Raw genomic sequence first — 19,448 nt, 5'->3', positions numbered from 1 at the left:
GCGAGCATGACGGCGTGAGGATCTGGCGAACGCGGTTGTTTGCTCGCGTGTTGTAGGATGCTGGTCACACGTTTGCGCAAGCACGATTCACCTGCAATCCCTGCAGGGCTTTCCGCGCGTGGTCATTGGCAGGAGCAGCTGGTGTTGATCGAAGGCTGCACTCGGTTGTCAGCGCTCAGGTGCCTTCAGCGTCCGCGTTGAACGGGTGCGGCGCGCGGCTTAAGTCACCTGCGCTGCCGTCACACCTGATCGAGCGTGTCCAGCGGCACGTGGTCGTAATCGACACGATTGCGGCCACTGCGCTTGGCCCTGTACAGCGCCGCGTCGGCGCGCGCCAGCAGTTGCTCAAGCGTTTCGCCACGCTGAAACCAGGCCACGCCGACCGAACAGGTGACATGCAGCCAGCCGCCATCGATGGGGTAGTCGCCGCAGATGCCGCGGTGCAGGGCGTCCAGCCGATGCGTGGCATCCAGGTTCAGGCCTGGCAGCAGCGCCAGCAATTCTTCGCCGCCGTAACGGCCGATGCGGTCGTCGCCGCGCATCAGCGTGTCCATACGGCGGCCGACCCCGGCCAGGACGGCGTCGCCGGCCAGATGGCCATGCTGGTCGTTGACCAGTTTGAAGTGGTCCAGATCGATCAACACCACCGCCAGCGGACGCCCGTGGTGTTCGGCATGCAGCAGCATCTCGCGCAACGCGGCCAGGATGCCGGCGCGGTTGAGCAGGCCGGTGAGTTCGTCGTGGGTGGCCTTGAGCGAGAGTTCGGCGCGCGCCGCTTCCAGATCGCGCTTGTCCTGTTCCAGCTCGGCGGTGCGCTTGGCCACCAGCTGCTCCAGCTCGCGCTTGCGCCGCAGCAGTTTGGCGGTGCGCCAACGCAGCAGCGCGATCACCGCCGCGATGCTCAGCAGCACGTATCCGACAATGGCCGGAACGCCCCGCCACCACGGTGGCACCAGCTCGAACCCGAAGCGGGTGATCGGGCTGCTGCTGCGCTGGTAGGCATCCATTGCCTGCACTTCCAGCGTGTAACTGCCTGGCGGCAGCAGCGGGTAGGTCAGGTGGCTGAGCGAGGTGCTGGTCCAGCTGGCCTGATGGCCTTCGACCCGGTAACGGAAGCTGACGCGGTCCGGGCCGCCCTCCGCCCCCGGGGTGCTGAGTTCCACATCCAGCGGCACCCGCGACCACGCCACCCGGGCTTGCGGCAGCAGCGGTTGGCTGCCGCGGCGCACATGCAGGATGTCCACCCGCAGCGGCGCCGCGGCGAACACGCGCATCGGATCCAGCAAGTGGGTCAGGCCACGGCTGCTGCCGAGCCAGACGCTGCCATCGGTATCTTCGAAAAATGCATTGGCCGACATGTCGTCCCACAACAGCCCTTCCGTGCGCGTGGCCCGCGCCCAACGTCCGTTTTGGTACACATCCAGGCCCTGGCTGCTGCCCAGCCACAGCCGGCCCTTGCTGTCGTGACGCAGGATGAAGGGCATCACCCGTGCCACCAGCGGGTCGTCCACGGCGGCAAGCGTCAATATGCCGTCGGCCTGCAGCCGGCCATGCCACAGCCCGGTATCGCGCAGCGACAGCCACACCTCGCCATCGGCGCTGAAATCGAGCAGGAAGAAATCCTGGCTAGGCAGGTCGCCGCGCACCTGCACGCGCTGCCAGTGGCCGTCTTTTGCCTGCAGGAACAGGCCTTGGCGCGTGCTGGCCCACAGCCGCCCCTGCGGATCCAGGTCGATATCGCCTACGAAGGCCGCCGGCAGCGCCGTTTCGCGCTCGGCTCTCGGCGGGGTGCCGCGCTGTACGCGGTACAGCCCGCGCGGGGTGGTGATCCACAAGGTGCCGGCCGTATCGAACATCAGCCTGTTGATCGGCAGGTCGAGCTGCAGCACATCGGTGGTCTTGCCGCTGCGCGGGTCGCGCCGCGCCACGGCCCCGGACGAGCGCGCCACCCAGGCCGCACCATCGTCCGGCGACAGCGCAATGGAAATGGACTGCAGCAGGGGTTGGCCGTTCTCCAGCGTCCACGGCTGCATGCGCCCGCTACGCGGATCGAGCACATTGGATCCCGCATCGCCACCGACCAACAGCTCACCGCTGGGCAGCCGCTGGCTCACCCAGGTCGGCGCTTCGGCCAGGCCCTGGCTTTCGTCCCAGTGTTCGATGGCGCCGTAGCCCAGCCAGCGCTGCACACCCAGGCCGCGCGTGCCGATCCACAGCTGGCCGGTGCTCTGCATCATCAGCGGGCCGACCATGGGGCTGATCTGCAGCCCCTGGCTTTGGCCGAAGTAGCGCCAATGGTCGCCTTCCCAGCGCACCAGGCCGCGGTCCGAGCGCGTCAGCAGGCGGCCCTGGGCATCTTCCGACAGCGTCGTGGCACCGGAGAGGGTGTCGAATCGGGTGCCCGCTGGCGCCGGACGATTGCGGAACACGTGCTCGCCGGCAGCACGTGAGAGCACCAGCCCGCCACCGCGCAACCACAGGGTGCCCAGGCGATCGCGAAAGATCGCGCGCCATTGCCGTTCGGGCACGCCGTCGTTCTCGGCCAGCAAGGTGATCTTGCCGCCGGCATCGATCCGGCAGACGTGCTGGCCGCAGCTGGCCCATAACGCGGTTCCATCGGCCAGCAAGGCCCTGCCGGCCGGCAAGAGGCGTCCATCGTCCAACTGCAAGGGCAGGGGGTGGACCGACCAGCCGCCTGCGGCACTGGGCGACAGCCGCAGCAGGCTGTTTTCGCTGACCACCACCACGCCATCGGCGTAGGCGGCAACGACATTGCCGCTGTCGGCGCGGATCGGCTTGCCATCGCGCAGCACCTGCACGAAGTCGTTACCCTCGCGCACGAACAGGCCATTGGCGCTGGACACCCACAGGCGTCCGGCCGCATCCAGCCCGAGCGCGCGGATATAGCGCGCATCCAGCCCGCTCTCCTTGCCGACCGGGGTAAAGCGTTGGCGTTCGAAACGGTGCAGCGCCAGCTCGGTGCCGACCCAGACCACGCCCTGGCGGTCTTCAAGCAAGCTGTTGACGGTCATGCCCTGCAGGCCATCGGCCTGGGCGTAATCGCGGAAGCTGTAGGTTTGCGCCCAACTTGTGCCGCAGATCAGCACCGCCGCCAGCAACAGCCACGCCCTTGCACGCAGGCGAGCGCCTTGCAATCGCATCGGAGCCAACAGCGCAGGCACAGTAAGCATCGATTCCCGTGGGATGGGTAAGTGTTGGACGACGATACGCAGCGTCAATCGTGTAGGGGCTTTAGCGGCTGCGCGGCCAGAAACTTGAGGCGTGTCACGGTTTGGAAGGGTGCAGGAGGGGCGGCCCCGTCGCAGTGGCGGCGGCGCCGGCAAGTTGGCGGCCTGCCGTGCTTGCAGTGGTCGTCCATTGTCTAGCGTGGGTCAGGCCGTCAGCTCTCTGGCGGCATCGAAGGCGGTATCGAACATGCGTTGCACCGGCGGGGCGAACTCGCTGGCGAAACTCGACAGCAGGAACAGCCCCAGCAACACCGTCAGCGGCAGGCCCAGTTGCATGGGATTCAATGCCGGCGCCGCCTTGGCCAGCGCGCCGAAGGCCAGGTTGACCGCCAGCATCGCCACCATCATCGGCAAGGCCAGGGTCAACCCGCCGCGCAGGATCTGCAGGAACAGGGTGGGCGCCACTTCGGCGAATGCGCCGGCATCGGGCAACGCGGTGCCGATCGGCAACGCCTTGTAGCTGTCCACCAGCAATGCGATCACCGCCAGATGCCCGTTGGCCGCGAAGAACAGCAGCCCGAAGCCGATGTAGAACCACTGCGCGATCACCCCCGAGGTCACGCCGCGCATCGGGTCGGACATCTGCGCGAACGACAGGCCGGTGGACTGCGACACCAGTTCGCCGGCCAATGCGCCGGCCTCGAACATCAGCTTCAGCATGAAGCCCATGCTGGCCCCGACCGCCAGCTCGCGCGCAATGCTCAGCACCGCCTGGGCGGTAAAGCCGTCCCACTCCGGCACCGGCGGCAGGATCGGCGCCAGCACCATCGCCAGCGTCCCGGCCAGCATCACCCGCACCCGTCCGGGCACCGCCCGTGTACCGATCAACGGCATGGCGGTCAGCAACGCACCGGTGCGCAACATGGTCCACATGATCGCCCCGACCATCGCGAACGCGCGCTGGCCATCGATCACCATCTGGGTTGCAGAATCCATCCGGTCTGGCCCGCTAGCCGATCAGGTGTGGAATGCGCTGGAACAGCGCAATGGTGAACTCCACCAGATGCCCCAGCAGCATGCTGCCGGTGGCAAACAGCGTGGCCGTCAGCGCGACCGCCTTGGCCACGAAGGCGATGGTCGGCTCGTTCAACTGGGTGGCGGCCTGCACCACGCCAATCACCACGCCGACCACCAGCACGGCCAGCAACATCGGCCCGGCGATCCACAGGACGGTGACCAGGCCACCACGCAATTCAGTCAGGGCGATTTCAGGGCTCATGAGAGGTGCTGATGCAAGTGGGGTGCCAAAGGGGCGGGGATTCGGGATTCGTGGTTCGGGATTGGTTGGCGAACGGGGATCTGAGTTGCCTCGTGTTACACTCGCTGTCGCTGTCGCTGTGCTCTGGCTTCGGTTTGCTGTTGCCTTGCTGTCGGCTTTTCGGGCCCCCATACCGCAGCGGCAAGCCGGGTAGATACAACCCGAAGGGCGGCGCGCATGGATGCGCGACGTTTTTGTAAGGGACAAGGATGTCCCTTACAAAAATTTCTACCTGGATTGCGGACCTGGAGCGCGCAGCGCGGAAGGCGCGAGGACGGGGTGTGTTTCTTTGGTTACTTTCTTTGCACAAGCAAAGAAAGTAACTCGCCCCCCGAAGGGGGACGAAAGCCTTGCACTTGCTTGTAGCTCTTGTTCGTCCATTTGATCCGGATACAGATCAAATGCTTTCACGCCCTGCGGGCGCGAGTCACTTTTCTTTGCTTGTGCAAAGAAAAGTAACCAAAAGAAAGCACACCCCGTCCTCGCGCCCTCCGCGCCTGCGGCGCTCCGGGTCCGCAGGCCATTCGGGAATTTTTCAAAGGGACGTCCATGTCCCTTTGAAAAACGTCGCGCATCCATGCGCGCCGCCCCTGCGGGGTTTGACCCGAATGGCCTGCCGCTGCGGTATGGGGCCCCGGAGAAGCAAGAACCTAGAACCTAAGAGCAAGACGCAACAAGCAACAAGCAACAACTAAGCACGAGGCCGCAAGCGCCTGGCCACTACAGCTGTGCTGCGCGGCGGCTTCAACAAGACACATTCAACTAACTGACAAGCGCTACCGCGCGCACCGCGCGTCCACACCTACGACGCATTAAAGCTCGCAGCCAGCGTCCCCACCACCAGCACCCACCCATCCACCAGGATGAACAGCAGGATCTTGAACGGCGCGGAGATCAGCATTGGCGACAGCATCATCATGCCCATCGACATCAGCACGCTGGCCACCACCAGGTCGATGATCACGAACGGGATGAAGATCAGAAAGCCGATTTCGAACGCGGTCTTCAGCTCGCTGGTCACGAACGAGGCCACCAGCACCGGGAACGGTACCGCGTCCGGACCGGCGTACTTGCCGTCGCCGGCCATGCCGGCGAAGGTCATCAGATCGGTCTCGCGGATCTGCGCCAGCATGAAGGCGCGCAGCGGCTGCGTGGTGAGCGTCCAGGCAGTGGAAAAATCGATCTGGTTATTGAGGTACGGCTGCAGTCCGGCGCCCCACATCTTCTGCCACACCGGCATCATCACCAGTGCGGTCAGGAACATCGCCAGGCCCAGCAGTACCTGGTTGGACGGGGTCTGGCCGGTGCCCAACGCCTGGCGCAGCAGGCCCAGCACGATGGTGATGCGGGTGAAGGCGGTCAGCACCAGCAGCATCGACGGCAGCAGGGTGATCGCCGTCATCAGCAGCAAGGTCTGCAACGGCAGGCTCACCGGCTGGTCGCCGATGCGGCCCACGCTCACGTTCGGCAGCGACGGCAACTGATTGGAACCGGCCGGTACCGCGGCAGGGGTCGCCGCCGGTGCCGCGGCCTGCGCCATTGCCGGCAGCGCGGCCGGGCTGGCCGCGGCCAGCAGCGGGCAACTCATCACCAGCAGGATCAGCACCAGGCGCACACTGCGCCCCCAACGATTCCAACGGCTCAGCATGTCACGGGTCCTTGCGCAGCTTCTGGGCGAGCAGCTGGGCGAAATTGGGGAGTTGCTTGAAAGTGGGCAGGGTGGGTGCGCGCGTGGGCGGCAGCGGTTCGGGCAAGGTGTGCAGGGTGCTGATGCCGCCGGCGGTGACGCCCAGCAACAACTGCTGGCCGTTCACCTCCACCACCACCACACGTTCCTTGGCACCGACTGCCAGGCTGGTCACCACGCGCAGGCCCTCGGCGCTGCGGAATCCGCTGCCGGGCATGCGCTTGAGCAACCAGCCCAGGCCAACGATCAGCGCGAGCACCAACAGCAATGCAAAGACTGCGCCAAACAGACCGGGCGAGGACGGCGCCTGCGCGCCGACCCCGGTCGCCTTGGCCGCGACCGGCGCGGCAGTGGCCAGCAGGCCGATCACCGCAGCCTCCGGATCCGTTCGCTGGGGCTGACCACGTCGGTCAGGCGAATGCCGAAGCGGTCGTTGATGACGACCACCTCGCCGTGCGCGATCAGGGTGCCGTTGACGTAGACATCGAGCGGTTCGCCGGCGCCGCGTTCCAGTTCCACCACCGAGCCCTGGTTGAGCTGCAGCAGGTTGCGGATCGGGATGCGTGCGCGGCCCACTTCCAGCGACAGGGTCACCGGTACGTCCAGGATCACGTCCAGGTTGAGGTCAGCGGCGTTCTGGTCCTGCTCGGCCTGCAGGCTGTCGAAGGTGGCAGGCGAGGCGTCGAGGATGTCGGAGTTGATCATTTGCTGGGGTCCTGGGAGGGAACGGCGCGTGGGGCTTGCACGCCGGGCGGGCGTACGGCGGTGATCTTGACGGCGTTGTTGCCATTGGAAACGCCGAATTCGCCGGTGAATAACGGGATGTCTTCCACGCACAGCGGCACCTGGGCGGGCAGGTCGATCGGCAGGATGTCGCCGACCTTCAACCCGGTGAGCTGGCGCAGGCTCATGCGCTTGCTGGCCAGCACGCTGGAGAGCGTGACCTCGGCGGTGTCCAGCTGCTCGCGCAGCATCACGTTCCAGGAGTCGTCGCGGTCGTTGCGGTCGCTCTGGATGCCGGCATCGAGCAGTTCGCGGATCGGCTCCAGCATCGAATACGGCAGGGTGATGTGGATCTCGCCGCCGCCGCCTTCCAGCTCCACATGGAACCGGCACACCACCACGTACTCGCGCGGGGTGACGATGTTGGCGAAGTGCGGGTTGATCTCCGAGTTGATGTACTCGAAGTCCACGTCCATCACCGGCGCCCAGGCTTCCTTCAGGTCGGCGAAGGTCTGCTTGAGCATCAGCTGGATCACACGCATCTCGGTGGCGGTGAATTCGCGGCCTTCGATGCGGGTGTGGAAGCGGCCGTCGCCACCGAAGAAGTTGTCCACCACGGTGAACACCAGGGTGGGTTCGAACACGATCAGCCCGGTACCACGCAGCGGCTTGAACCGGATCAGGTTGAGATTGGTCGGCACATACAGCGAGTGCATGTACTCGTTGAACTTGACCAGGTCGATGCCGCGCACCGACAGGTCGGCCGAGCGCCGGATCAGGTTGAACAGGCCGATCCGCCACAACCGCGCGAAGCGCTCGTTGACCATCTCCAGGGTCGGCATGCGCCCACGGATGATGCGGTCCTGGCTGGACAGATCGTATTGGCGCGCCTCGCCGGGCAGCGGCTCCGGCTCGGTGTTGACCGCGCCCGAATCCACACCATGCAGCAGGGCATCGATCTCGTCTTGGGAAAGCAGATCACTGACGCTCATCGGGCAGGCCTTACTGGGTCACGAAACTGGTGAACAGCAATTCTTCGACGCACTTCTTGCCGGTCTCGCTGGTCATGACCTTCTGCGCTTCGGCCAGGGCGGACTTCTGCAGCTTCTGCTTGCCGGCCAGGTCGGCCACGTCGGTGGCCTTGACCTGCGACAGCAGCATCAGCAGGTGCGCGCGAATGGCCGGCGCGTTCTCGGTGATGAGCTTGAGCTCTTCGGGGTCGCGGGTGACCAGCTGCACTTCGACCTGCAGGTACTGCGGGCCATCGCCGGGGTCGGCCAGGTTGACCACGATCGCCGGGTCCATCGGGAAGTACTGCGCCGGCTTGGGCACTTCGGCCACCTTGGGGGCGTCGTGCTTGCCGCCTTTTTCCTCGGCCTTGTGGCCCAGGAAGAACCAGGCGCCGCCGCCAGCGGCTGCCAGCACCACCACGCCGATGGCGATGAGCAGGATGGGCTTTTTGCCGCCCTTCTTCTTCTCGCCCTTGTCGTCTTTGTCGTCGGTCTTCTTGGTTTTTTCGGCCGCTGCCACAGTCTGCTCCAGGGGAATGCTCACCCTGTCAATGCAACTGGCATGCCAAAACCGCGTCGGTTTCCTGGCGGAGGCTGCGTGGAAGCCAGAAAACCCCCGCAGGCCTTGCGCCGCGGGGGTGGAAGGGCGTCATCGGCCCCCGGCCGAGCGCGAGGATCGGCGGCGCCGGGGTGTGCCCGGCGCGTCGTTTCAGGCGTAGGCGTCCAGCAATCCACGCTGGCGTAACACCACCGACGGAATTCCGACGGGCGGGGCGTCGTCCAGGGTCAGGCCGTTGCCGCTGTCGTTGCCGCCATTGCGATTGCCCGCCGACTGCTGCTGTTGCTGGCCGACATCGGCCTGGCCAAGCTGGAAGCCATTCTGGCCGAGCATTTCGCGTAGCCGCGGCAGGCTCTGTTCCAGCGCCTGGCGGGTGTCGGCATTGGCGGCGGTGAAGCTGGCGTTGACCTTGTCGCCCTCCAGATGCAGGCGCACCTCGACCGGACCCATCTCGTTCGGAGTCACCTTGATGTGGGCATGGCCGATTTTCTGGTCCGCCAGCCAGCTCATGCGCGCGCCGATGGCATCGTCGAAATTGTCGCTGCCCAGGTCCGGGGTGGGCGTGGGCGAGGCGCTGAAGATCGGTGCGGCATCCTGCAGGCGGGTGAGTGCCGGCGCGGTGGTGGTCGGCAACACGAACGCCGGGGCGTCCGGCGCTGCGGCAGCGGCGCTGTCGTCGGCGGCCGGCTCCAGCGCCTTGGCGGCCATGCTCATCAACGCGGCCGTCTGCGCATCGCCGCTTACGGCGGTGGTCGAGGTCGGCTTGGCGCCTGCAGCGGCCGGCACCAGCGCTCCCAGTGCGGGCAGGGCGGCGCCGGCGTTTGCAGTGGCGGCGGCTGCGGTTGCATCGGTGGGCAGTGCGGTGGCGGTCGCCGTCGCGCCGTTGGCGCCGGCCATGCTGGCCGTCAGTGCGGCTGCTGCGGCCGCCAGCACGTCGCCACCCGGCAGCGCCTGCGCCAGCAGGCCCATGCCGAAGCCACCCAGGCCAGCCGGCGGCCAGCCGGCATCGGTCGCGATGGCCGCTTCTGCGGGCGCGTCTTCGCCGGTCGCGGCGGCCTTGGCCGGTTTGCCGGTCTTGCTGGCAGTGGCGGCTGTGCTCTTGTCGGTGGTTGCCGCGTCCTTGGCGGCACCTGGCTTGGCCTGCTTGGCATCGCCGTCCTGCGCCCGCGGCCGGGCAGTGGCATCGCCGGCCGCATCGTCGCGGGTGTCCTCGTCGCTGCGGTTCTTGTCGGACTGGTTGGGCTTGGGCGCAGCCTGCTTGGCCGGCACGCGCTCGGGCGCCTGCGGCGGGGCCTGGTTCGGCGTGTTGGCCGGGTTGAGCATGCGCGCGAACCGGTCCTGGCCAGCGTCCGGCTCGGACGAGGGATCGCTGTAGCTGGATTTCTTGCCGGTGCCGGCAAGTGCGCCGAGGCCGGCGGCAAAAGCGGACAAGGGGTTCATGCGGATTCTCCGTGGGTGTCTTCGCTGCGGGCCAGGCGCGAACGACGCGCGCCAAGGTCGTCCATCTCGCGCTGGTCGCGGCGTTCGATCACCTTGTTCTCCTGCGCGCGGTAGCTGGCCGCCAGTTGCTCCAGCACCTGCTTCTCGCGGCTGGCCAGCAGCAGCCGGGTGCGCTCGGCTTCCACCTTGTTGCGGTTGGTTTCCACGGTCTGCGCCTGCTGCAGCACGGCGCTGTCGAGCCGGTCCAGGAAGGCGCGGCGGTTGGTCAGTGCGGCGGCGCTGGTGCCGGCCATGTGGCTGTTGGCGTATTCCTCGGCGTAGCGGCGCAGCTCTTCCAGGCGCGACTGGTGGGTGTCCAGGGCGCGCTGACGCTCGGCCAGGTCGCGCGCGACCTTGTCTTCCTGTTCCTGGGCGCGGCGCAGCAGGGGGTCGATCCGTTTGGATTGCATCATGGATTAATTCTCCGGTTCCACCAGCTGCTGCAGCGCGGACAGGCTGTCGCTCAGAACCGACGCCTTGTGCACATCCTGGCCAAGGAATTCGACGATCTCCGGCCAGCGCGCCAGGGCTTCGTCGGTGGCCGGGTCGCTGCCGCGCTGGTAGGCGCCGATGGCGATCAGGTCGCGGTTGGCGGTGTAGGCGGACAGCAAACGCTTGAGCTTGCGGATGCGCAGGCGCCAGGTGTCGTCGGCGATGTCCTGCACCACGCGGCTGACCGAGGATTCCAGGTCGATGGCCGGATACAGGCCGCTGTCGGCAACCCGACGCGACAGCAGGATATGGCCGTCCAGGATGGCGCGGGCAGCGTCGGCGATGGGGTCCTGCGGGTCGTCGCCCTCGGTCAGCACGGTGTAGAAGGCGGTGATCGAGCCGCGCCCCTTGGCGCCGTTGCCGGCGCGTTCCACCAGCGCCGGCAATTTGGCGAACACCGACGGCGGGTAGCCGCGGGTGGTTGGCGGCTCGCCGACCGACAGGCCGATCTCGCGCTGCGCCTGGGCGAAACGGGTCAGCGAATCCATCAGCAACAACACGTTCAGGCCCTGGTCGCGGAACCATTCGGCGATGGCGGTGGCGCGGTAGGCGCCATGCAGGCGCGCCAACGGCGGCCGGTCGGCCGGGGCGGCCACTACCACGGCGCGGCGCAGGCCTTCCTCGCCCAGCGTGGTTTCGACGAAGTCGCGCACTTCGCGGCCACGTTCGCCGATCAGCCCGACCACGATGACGTCGGCCGAGGTGAAGCGGGTCATCATGCCGAGCAGCGTCGATTTACCGACACCGGAGCCGGCGAACAGGCCCACACGCTGGCCGCGGCCGATCGGCAGCATGGCGTTGATGGCGCGCACGCCCACGTCCAGCGAGGTGGTGATGGGCTCGCGCGCCAGCGGGTTGATCGACACGCCGGCCATGCTGACGCTGCCTTCGGCGCGGATCGGGCCCTTGCCGTCCAGCGGGGTGCCGTCGCTGTCGATGACGCGGCCGAGCAGGCCTTCGCCCACTTCCACGCCGCCGCGGCGCCGCGAGGGCACCACGCGCGCATTCGGCAGCAGGCCATGCAGTTCGGCGCTGGGCATCAGGTAGGTACGTTCGCCGGCGAAGCCGACCACTTCGGCATCGACCCAGCCGCCATCGACCTCGACCTTGCAGGTGGCGCCCATCGGCGCCTCGCAGCCGGTCGCTTCCAGGGTCAGGCCGACCGCGCGGCGCAGGATGCCTTCGCGGATCAGGGTGCGGCCGGCGGTGGGCTCCAGGCCGAGGGTGCCCAGGCGCGTGGCCAGGCGCAGATTGCGTGCATCCAGCCAATCGGCCGGGGTGGCGCCGAACAGGGCGCTCACAGACCCGCTCCGGATTTGCGCATGACCGTCTCCAGCGCGGCTCGCAGGCGCGCGTCCAGGGTGCCGTCGATGCGCACGCTTTCGGCGTGCACACGCAGGTCGCCGCGGCTCAGGCTCATGTCCGGGGCCACGCGGGTGGTGCTGCTGGGCGCCAGATGCGGCAGCAGCGCGGTGATGTCGTCCGGGTGCAGGCGGACTTCGACTTCGCGGCCGGCACCGCCAACCGCATCGACTGCCTCGCCGACCAGGTCGGCCAGCAGCTGCGGGTCGGCCTGGTAGGCACGGCCGACCAGCTGGCCGGCGATGCGCACGGCCAATTCGCCGAGCGCGCCGACCACTTCGTTTTCCAGCCGCGCCAGCGGGCGGGTGAAGTTGTCCAGGATGCCGTCGATCTGCGCGGTGAGCCGGCGCACTTCCGACTGGCCCTGGGCGAAGCCTTCGGCATGCCCGCGCGCGAAACCTTCGTGCTGGGCGGCATCTTCGATGGCCTGGATCTCTTCCAGGGTCGGCGGGCGCAGCACCGGCTCGAGCATGGCCGGTTCTTCGTAGTCAGGTTCGGGCAGGGCCGGGGCAAGCTGCAGGTCCGGGGCCAGCCAGCGGGTGACCACCTCGTTCATACCATGGCCTCCGCACCGGCGCCGCCCAGGCTGATGGCGCCCTCGTCAGCCAGGCGGCGGACGATGGTGAGGATTTCCTTCTGTGCCGCTTCCACGTCTGCAAGGCGCACCGGGCCGCGCGCTTCCATGTCCTCGAGCAGGATTTCGGCCGCGCGCTGGGACATGTTGCGGGTGATCTTTTCGCGCACCTTGACGTCGGCGCCGCGCAAGGCCAGGCCAAGGCGCTCGCCGGAGACTTCGCGCAGCAGCGTCTGCAGGCCGCGGTCGTCCAGGTCCACCAGGTTGTCGAACACGAACATCAGGTCCTGGATCTTGCCGGCCAGGTCGGCGTCGATCTTGCCGATCTCGCCCAGCACGCCCTGATCGGCGCCGGTGTCCAGGAAGTTGAGGATGTTGGCCGCCACCTTGATGCCGCCCACGTTGGACGACTTCAGGTTCTGGTTGCCGGCGAATTGACGCTCCATGATGTCGTTGAGCTCGCTCAGCGCATTCGGCGGGATGCCGTCCAGGGTGGCGATGCGCAGCAGCACGTCGGCGCGGGTGCGCTCGGGCAGCAGCTTCAGCGCCTCGGCGGCCTGGTCGCTGTCCAGATGCGCCATGACGATGGCGATGATCTGCGGGTGTTCGTTGCGCACCAGGTCGGCAACCGCACGCGGGTCCATCCACTTCAAGGTGTCCAGGCCGGTGGTGTTGCGGCCCAGCAGGATGCGGTCGATCAGGCCACCGGCCTTGTCGGCGCCCAGCGCCTGGATCAGCACATTGCGGATGTAGTCGTCGGCGCCCACGCCCAGCGAGGTCTTGCCCGCCAGTTCGCCGTTGAACTCGTCCATCACCTTTTCGACCTGGTCGCGCGAGATGCCGGTCATGGTGGCCATGGCGATGCCGATCTTCTGCACCTCCTTGGGATCCATGTGCTTGAGCACTTCGGCCGCGTCGCTCTCACCCAGCGACAGCAACAGCACCGCGGCGCGCTGTACTCCGGTCATCGGTTGTGTATCAGGCTTCACTGGCGACCCATCCCTTCACGACTTGTGCGACACGTTTTGAATCGGCTTTGACTGCCTCGCGCGCCAGGCGCATGCGCTCTTCGTAGGCGTCTGGCAGAGCGATCGGGGTCTTTTTGTCCTGACCGATCTGCGCGGTGTCTTCTTCCAGGCGGGGCATCAGGTCGTCATCGTCGTCGACCATCCGCACGTCGGCGCTCTGTGGAGTGCCATCCTTGCCAGCCTTGCCTTGCTTGTCCTTGACCGCGGTCACGCCGGTGAGCTGACGCAGGGTGGGGCGCACCACACCGAACAGCAGCGCCAGCACCACCACCGCACCGACCAGCAGGCGCAGACCGTTCTGCACGCGCGGATCTTCCCACCACTTCGGACCTTCTTCACCAGCCACCGCTTCGCGCACGAACGGGGCATTCATCACCGACACCGTGTCGCCGCGTGCCGCGTCGAAACCCACTGCCTGCTTGACCAGGCCTTCGATACGGGTGAGCTCGGCGGCGGTGAGCGGCTGTTCGACCATCTTGCCCTTGGCGCCGGGGCGCGGGACGTTGTCCAGCAGCACCGCCACCGAGACGCGCTTGATGCGACCGGCCGGCTGGCGGGTGTGTTGCAAGGTTCGGTCCAATTCGTAGTTACGGGTGGCGCTCTTGGAACTTTCGGTGGGCGTGGCTGGGGCGGCGGCCTGGCCGTTGGCCGCCGCCGCAGTGCCCGGCGCGCCGGCGACTGCCGGTGCCGGCGGCTGGCCGGGGCTATTGCTGGTGGCGCCCGGAGGGCCCTGCGGGCCGGTAGCGCTGGTGCTGGTGTCGCTGACCTGCTCGCTGCGCAGCTTGGCCGGCTCGCCGTTGTAGAGCTCGCGGGCCTCTTCGACCACCGAGAAATCCATGTCCACGCTGGTTTCCGGATTGACCCGGCCCGGGCCGGTCATCGGCTCCAGCAGTTCGCGGATGCGCTGGTTGTAAGAGCTTTCCTGGCGGCGCACCTGTTCGAACTGGGCAGCGTGCTGGGCCGCATCGCTGTTGGGGTCGGCGATGGAGAGCATGCGGCCGCTCTGGTCGACCACGGTGACGCGTTCGGGGGTCATGTCCGGAATGCTGGAGGCCACCAGATTGACGATGGCATCGACCTGGTTGCGCTCCAGGCCCTGGCCGCCGCGTAGTTCCAGCACCACCGAGGCGCTGGCCACATCGCGCTGGCGGGTGAAGGCGCTGGGCTTGGGAATGGCCAGATGCACACGGGCCTCGCGCACCGGGCGCAGGGTGCCGATGGTGCGCGAGAGTTCGGTTTCCAGCGCGTGCTGGTAGCGGGCGTTTTCCACGAACTGGCTGACGCCGAAGCCCGGGTCCTTTTCCATCAGTTCGAAGCCGCCGCCGGTTTCCTTGCCGGTCAGGCCGGAGCCGGCCAGCTTGAGGCGGGCGTCGTACAGACGGTCCTGCGGCACCGAAATGGCGCCGGTGCCCTGGTCGATCTTGTAGGGAATCTGCGCAGTGCGCAGCAGGTCGGCCGCTTCGGCATTGCCCTTTTCGTCCAGGCCGGTGTACAGCGATTGATAGCCAGGCTTCTGCGACCAGAAGAACACCGCCAGACCGGCCGCGACCGCCAGGGCGATCATCGCCATCATGGTCAGCTTGCGGGTGATCTGCAGGCTGCGGACACGGTCGAACCATTGCCCCGCCTTTTCGGCGTTCTGGTTCATGTTTTCTTTGCTGATCGCGAGTGCCATGTGTCGTCAACCTTTACAGCGGCATGTTCATGACGTCCTGATAAGCCTGGACGAGACGGTTGCGTACTTCCACGGTTGCGCGGAAGGCCACCTGGGACTGCTGGGAGGCGACCATGACCCGAGCCAGATCGGCATTGGGGTCGCCCATTTCGAATGCTTTGGACAGTGCGCCGGCCTTCTGCTGGGCCTCGTTGACGCCGCCGATGGCGCCGCGCAAGGTCTCGCTGAAGCTCGGTGCCTGCGTCGCCGGTGTTCCCTGCGTGCCGGCCAGTCCCTGGATCTGGTTGCCACGCGCCGCATCGCCTACCGCGCCCATCGAGCCTTGGCCCATCTGCGTCTGGTAGCTGCGGATCTGCGAGAGGATGGAGGTAACGGAGTCGCTCATGGGTGCGGTCAGCCAGGGAGGCAGTGACACCAATGCAAGCGGCGTGCCGAAATGGCGCCGGGATTCCGGCGCGGGTACGTTTCTGTCGCGCCTGTCGTGGCCGGGGCGCAGCGTGATGGCCCCCGTCCTCCCTTCGGGCACCTTCCCCCGCAGGCGGGGGAAGGGAGCCGATGGATGGCCAGTTGCAGTGCAACCGACAGATCAAGCGCAGCCGGGCATTTCTTCACGCGGCGCCAGCGTGCCGACGCACGCGCCCATCCGCCCTTTGGGCTCCTTCCCCGCAAGCGGGGACGGGAGCCGATGGATGGCCACTTGCAGTGCAACCGACAGATCACGTGCAGCCGGGCTTTTGCAGTACACCCTGAAAATCAAGCGCAGCCAGGCTTTCCTTCTCCCGCTAGCGGGAGAAGGTGGCGCGCAGCGCCGGATGAGGGCAACACCGTCAAAACCAGCGTAACCGCGCGCTAGCCCGGCAACCAGGCGGCGCGCCAGGTATCCAGATGGCTGCCGCTCAACATCCAGTCGCGGTGCACCGCCTCGCGCAACGCTGCGCCTTTCGCCGCTGACGCGTCCGGGTCGGCCAGATGCTCGCGAATGGCGCCGATCCAGTCGCGGTAGCGGTTCTTCACCAGCGTCACCGGCAGGCTGCCCTGGTAGCAGCGCACGTCGCTGGCGATCACCGGATACCCGCATGCCCCATATTCGAGCAAGCGCAGATTGCTCTTGCACTCGTTGAACAGGTTTTGCTCCACCGGTGCCAGCGCCAGATCCAGGTCCAATGCTGCCAGCGCGGCCGGGTAGCGGTCGATCGGCACGCCGGGCTGGAAGTGATGGATGTGCTGGCGCAGCGCGAATGGGTACATCCCCATGAACACCCATTCCACTTCGTCGGCCAATTCCCGCACCACATCGGCGATCAGCTCCAGGTCGCCGGTATGGCTGGCGCCGCCGGCCCAACCCACCCGCGGCTTGCCACCCTGGCGCTCGCCTCGCGCCGGCAGATGTTCCCACCAATGGGGCGGCAGGCGGTTTTCGGCCACCCGGATATCGCTGTGCAACCCGGCGAACGCCTCGGCCAGGGCAGGGGTGGACACCACGAAACGGTCCACCATGCCGAGCCCGCGCCGCACCGTCTTCAGGATGTCCTTGGGCATGTGCTCGCGGTGCGCGTTCTTCAGCGGCAGATTGGGCAGGTAGTCGTCCAGTTCGTACACCTTGAACGCGCGCGACAACGCCTTCATGCGCCGCATGGCGTCCAGCCGCGCTTCGCCGACCTGGCGTTGCAGGATCACCACGTCCGGATCCTGGCGCGTCAGCTCGCTGATCTCCAGGTAGCCGTTTAACAACACCCCTTCGGCCATTCCGGCCTCCCGCAAGGCGCGCAGTGGCTGCATCACCCGGTAGTGGCCGCTGCCTTCGATATCGGCCGGCAACGCGATCACGCTCGGCAGCGGTCGCCACGACTGCAACGGCCGCCAGCTCGCGCGCGGGTCGGCCAGCGCGAAGCCGGCACCGGAGTCCAGCGAAAATCCCGGGTTATAGGCTGGGTCGTTGGCCATCATCGGCAGCCACCGCGCGTACATCGCTTCCTCGTCGAGTGACGTGGCGGGCGTGGTGTCGGGCGGATCGATCAACAGCTGCGCACGTGCCGCGAAGACATTGAGATAGCCGGCCTGCTGCAAGCGCAGGCACAGGTCGACATCGCTCCACTGCGCCAGCGCCGGCTCCAGGTCGAAGCCGCCGGCGTCCACAAACAGCTGGCGCGGCAGCATCAGGCATTCGCCACTCAACGCGCTGTAGTTCTGGTCCAGTTGCAGACGCTGCAGATAGCCCGATTCATCGAATGCCGCACCTTCGAACGCGCGCGCTGCAGGTGCCCCCAGGCCCAGTAGCAGTCCGGCGTGATGCACGGTGCCGTCGCCGCGCAGCAGCTTGCCCGCGACCGCACCGACCTCCGGGCGCAGCGCGTGGTTGAGCAATTGCTCCAGCCAATCGGCCTTCATCACCGCCGCACCCGCTGCCAGCCACAACACCACCTCCCCACGTGCGTGCTCCACCGCGGCATTGCATACCGCCTCACGCGGTGGTTCGGCGGCAAAGCGCAGCAAGCGGATCTGCTGCATGCCCAGATTCTCGATGCCGCTCAGCCAGCCATGCAGATCCGGCTCGGTGGTGCCGCGATCCAGCAGCAACACCTCGTAATGCGGATAGCTGGTCTTGGCAAGAATGCTTTCCAGGCAGCGCTGTACCTGCGGCAGCCGGCCATCGACCAGCACCATGATGCTCACCAGCGGTTGCTGCGCATGGCGGTAGTCCACCGCATGCCGGCCGGGACCGGCGCTGTGCACCAGGGCGTCCACGTAACCGCGTTCGGCGAGATGGCGCGCAATCGCCCGGCGCTCGTCTTCGTCGTCGTGCTGCGGCGTGGCCGATGCGATCAGGATGGGTTCTGCAATATGACGGATGCAGGCCAACCCGTAACGCTCGATCAGGCCGAGCTGGTAATCCAGCTCGAATGCCGCGCCGGGCCCGGTGGGAAAACCGCCATCGGCCAACAGCGCGCGGTGCCGGAACGCCCAGTGCCGCGAAAGCGTCGCCGGTGCGCTCAACAGCATGTCCAGATACAGCGCCGGCCGCAGCGCCAGCCCCAACTGGCCGTTGTCCAGCGCCATCACTTCATCGGCGTAGACGGCTTGGCAGTCGTCGGGTAACGCCAGCATTTCCAGCGCCAGCATCATCAACCCGCTGGCGGTGAACAGGGTGCCGGCATCGACCAGCAGCACCCAATCGATCGCATCCTGTGCGGCGATCACCCGGTTGAGCGTTGCTGCCAGGCCGTGCGCCCCGATCAGCACACCACGCTCGCCGTGCGCGGCAACCTGCTGCGGCGAGCTGCTGACGACCCAGGTTCGATGCTGTTGATAGCAAGCGACCGCGTCCAGGCTGTCGCGCGTTGCAGCGACCGCTGCGGCATCGCCGTGACGGTCGATCAGCAGCACCGCGATGCGCGGCCCGCCGGAATGCGCCCGCAGGCGCGCCTGGATCAATGCACGTTGCACCGTGCTCGGATGGCGCACGCCCAGCCAGGTCGTCGGCGACACGCGCTCGGCCATGCCGGCGCTTTGCATCAACGCATTGACCAGATCCACCGGCTTGAACACGCGCGCCTTGTGCGGACTGAGCGGGGCCACGCGCACCTGCCGGTTATCGCCGCTCTCGCGTCGCCAGCCGAGCTGGCGGATGCCCTGGCGCAAGTCTTCATGCCCCTGATCGCCGATGCCGGGCTGGTCGCGCCCCCCTTGACTGAACTGCGCACTGGAGACCCGAAACTGCGTGAGCGGGCTGGCCAGCATCGCCAGGTTGCCGTGGCGCAGCAGCTTAACGTAGATCGCCAGATCGCCGACCCAATGGATGGCTTTGCCGTTCAAGGCCATCAGGTCGTTGCCCAACGCCAACAGATCCGCACGCCGCGCGAGCACGCAACTCGGCTCACCGATGAAATTGATGGTGTTGTCGGCCAGAAACGACACCAGCTCCGGCCCGTCGATCAGCACGTCGTCGGCAAACGGGAAGCAGGTGGCCAGAATGTCCGGCAGCGGCTGCCCGTCGTCATCGATGCGCACCCGCCGCGACGATGCCATCGCCGTGCCCGTGTTGCGCTCGATCGCCTCGACCAACTGAGCAATGCATTCGGACTGCAGCACATCGTCGTCATGCAGGAACTTGATGTACTCGCCCTGCGCTAGGCCAATCCCCTTGATCGTGCTGACCAGCTCGCCAAGCCGCGGCGTATTGCGGTGGTAGCGAACGGGGAAGGGCGCATCCGCCAACCTGGACGCCAGCGCAGCCTCAATGGCGCCATCGGCATTGTCGTCGCAGATCATCAGCTCCAACGCCGGATAGGTCTGCGCCAGCACGCTCTCCAGCGCCTGCGCGAAGTAGCGCGGCTTGTAGGTCGGCATGACGAT

At 67.1% G+C, this 19,448-nt stretch carries 16 protein-coding genes; all 16 read right to left on the bottom strand.

The window, feature by feature from the left end; all coding sequences use genetic code 11:
* Nucleotides 1-239 precede the first annotated feature (239 nt).
* Entirely contained in the window at nucleotides 240-3,191 is a 2,952-nt protein-coding gene (locus F7R02_RS03285; RefSeq protein ID WP_439333405.1) for a diguanylate cyclase domain-containing protein, read from the bottom strand.
* Between the two features lie 201 nt (nucleotides 3,192-3,392).
* Nucleotides 3,393-4,184, bottom strand: a complete 792-nt coding sequence (gene fliR, locus F7R02_RS03280) for a flagellar biosynthetic protein FliR (protein ID WP_005917965.1) — start codon at nucleotides 4,182-4,184, stop codon at nucleotides 3,393-3,395.
* A 13-nt stretch (nucleotides 4,185-4,197) separates the two neighbouring features.
* Nucleotides 4,198-4,467: a flagellar biosynthetic protein FliQ gene (locus F7R02_RS03275; RefSeq protein ID WP_005917968.1), complete on the bottom strand. Its 270-nt coding sequence runs from the start codon at nucleotides 4,465-4,467 to the stop codon at nucleotides 4,198-4,200.
* An 841-nt stretch (nucleotides 4,468-5,308) separates the two neighbouring features.
* Nucleotides 5,309-6,154, bottom strand: coding sequence for a flagellar type III secretion system pore protein FliP (fliP, locus tag F7R02_RS03270; protein ID WP_005921349.1), 846 nt, complete (start codon nucleotides 6,152-6,154; stop codon nucleotides 5,309-5,311).
* A gap of 1 nt (nucleotide 6,155) precedes the next feature.
* Nucleotides 6,156-6,563 carry a flagellar biosynthetic protein FliO gene (gene fliO / locus F7R02_RS03265; protein WP_078590984.1) on the bottom strand — a complete coding sequence of 136 codons (408 nt, stop codon included), beginning with the start codon at nucleotides 6,561-6,563 and terminating at the stop codon, nucleotides 6,156-6,158.
* Nucleotides 6,560-6,898 (bottom strand): flagellar motor switch protein FliN, encoded by a 339-nt coding sequence (gene fliN, locus F7R02_RS03260; protein WP_007969679.1) that lies wholly within the window; start codon nucleotides 6,896-6,898, stop codon nucleotides 6,560-6,562. Before fliN ends, fliO begins: the two co-directional genes overlap by 4 nt.
* The gene (gene fliM, locus F7R02_RS03255; protein WP_008577203.1) at nucleotides 6,895-7,908 is read right to left on the bottom strand and encodes a flagellar motor switch protein FliM; all 1,014 of its coding nucleotides are present in this window, start codon (nucleotides 7,906-7,908) and stop codon (nucleotides 6,895-6,897) included. Before fliM ends, fliN begins: the two co-directional genes overlap by 4 nt.
* Before the next feature lie 10 nt (nucleotides 7,909-7,918).
* Entirely contained in the window at nucleotides 7,919-8,470 is a 552-nt protein-coding gene (locus tag F7R02_RS03250; protein WP_172397277.1) for a flagellar basal body-associated FliL family protein, read from the bottom strand.
* Between the two features lie 165 nt (nucleotides 8,471-8,635).
* On the bottom strand, nucleotides 8,636-9,925 hold the full coding sequence (locus F7R02_RS03245) for a flagellar hook-length control protein FliK (RefSeq protein ID WP_078590983.1): 1,290 nt from the start codon (nucleotides 9,923-9,925) through the stop codon (nucleotides 8,636-8,638).
* The gene (fliJ, locus tag F7R02_RS03240) at nucleotides 9,922-10,377 is read right to left on the bottom strand and encodes a flagellar export protein FliJ (RefSeq protein ID WP_039511884.1); all 456 of its coding nucleotides are present in this window, start codon (nucleotides 10,375-10,377) and stop codon (nucleotides 9,922-9,924) included. The genes F7R02_RS03245 and fliJ overlap by 4 nt, the downstream gene beginning before the upstream one ends.
* Before the next feature lie 3 nt (nucleotides 10,378-10,380).
* The gene (fliI, locus tag F7R02_RS03235; protein ID WP_078590982.1) at nucleotides 10,381-11,757 is read right to left on the bottom strand and encodes a flagellar protein export ATPase FliI; all 1,377 of its coding nucleotides are present in this window, start codon (nucleotides 11,755-11,757) and stop codon (nucleotides 10,381-10,383) included.
* A complete protein-coding gene (locus F7R02_RS03230; protein WP_005918165.1) occupies nucleotides 11,754-12,374 on the bottom strand; it encodes a FliH/SctL family protein in 621 nt (206 codons plus the stop codon). Before F7R02_RS03230 ends, fliI begins: the two co-directional genes overlap by 4 nt.
* Nucleotides 12,371-13,360 (bottom strand): flagellar motor switch protein FliG, encoded by a 990-nt coding sequence (gene fliG, locus F7R02_RS03225; protein ID WP_005918162.1) that lies wholly within the window; start codon nucleotides 13,358-13,360, stop codon nucleotides 12,371-12,373. Before fliG ends, F7R02_RS03230 begins: the two co-directional genes overlap by 4 nt.
* A gap of 10 nt (nucleotides 13,361-13,370) precedes the next feature.
* Nucleotides 13,371-15,095 (bottom strand): flagellar basal-body MS-ring/collar protein FliF, encoded by a 1,725-nt coding sequence (gene fliF, locus F7R02_RS03220; protein WP_005921334.1) that lies wholly within the window; start codon nucleotides 15,093-15,095, stop codon nucleotides 13,371-13,373.
* A gap of 13 nt (nucleotides 15,096-15,108) precedes the next feature.
* A complete protein-coding gene (gene fliE / locus F7R02_RS03215) occupies nucleotides 15,109-15,480 on the bottom strand; it encodes a flagellar hook-basal body complex protein FliE (protein WP_005918157.1) in 372 nt (123 codons plus the stop codon).
* 464 nt (nucleotides 15,481-15,944) lie between these two features.
* Entirely contained in the window at nucleotides 15,945-19,442 is a 3,498-nt protein-coding gene (locus F7R02_RS03210) for a glycosyltransferase (protein WP_078590981.1), read from the bottom strand.
* Nucleotides 19,443-19,448 lie beyond the last annotated feature (6 nt).

Origin of the sequence: Xanthomonas cissicola (assembly GCF_008801575.1) — a bacterium.
Taxonomy (GTDB): domain Bacteria; phylum Pseudomonadota; class Gammaproteobacteria; order Xanthomonadales; family Xanthomonadaceae; genus Xanthomonas; species Xanthomonas cissicola.
The sequence above is the reverse complement of the archived record's forward strand: the minus strand, read 5'-3'. Positions and strand labels throughout refer to the sequence as shown.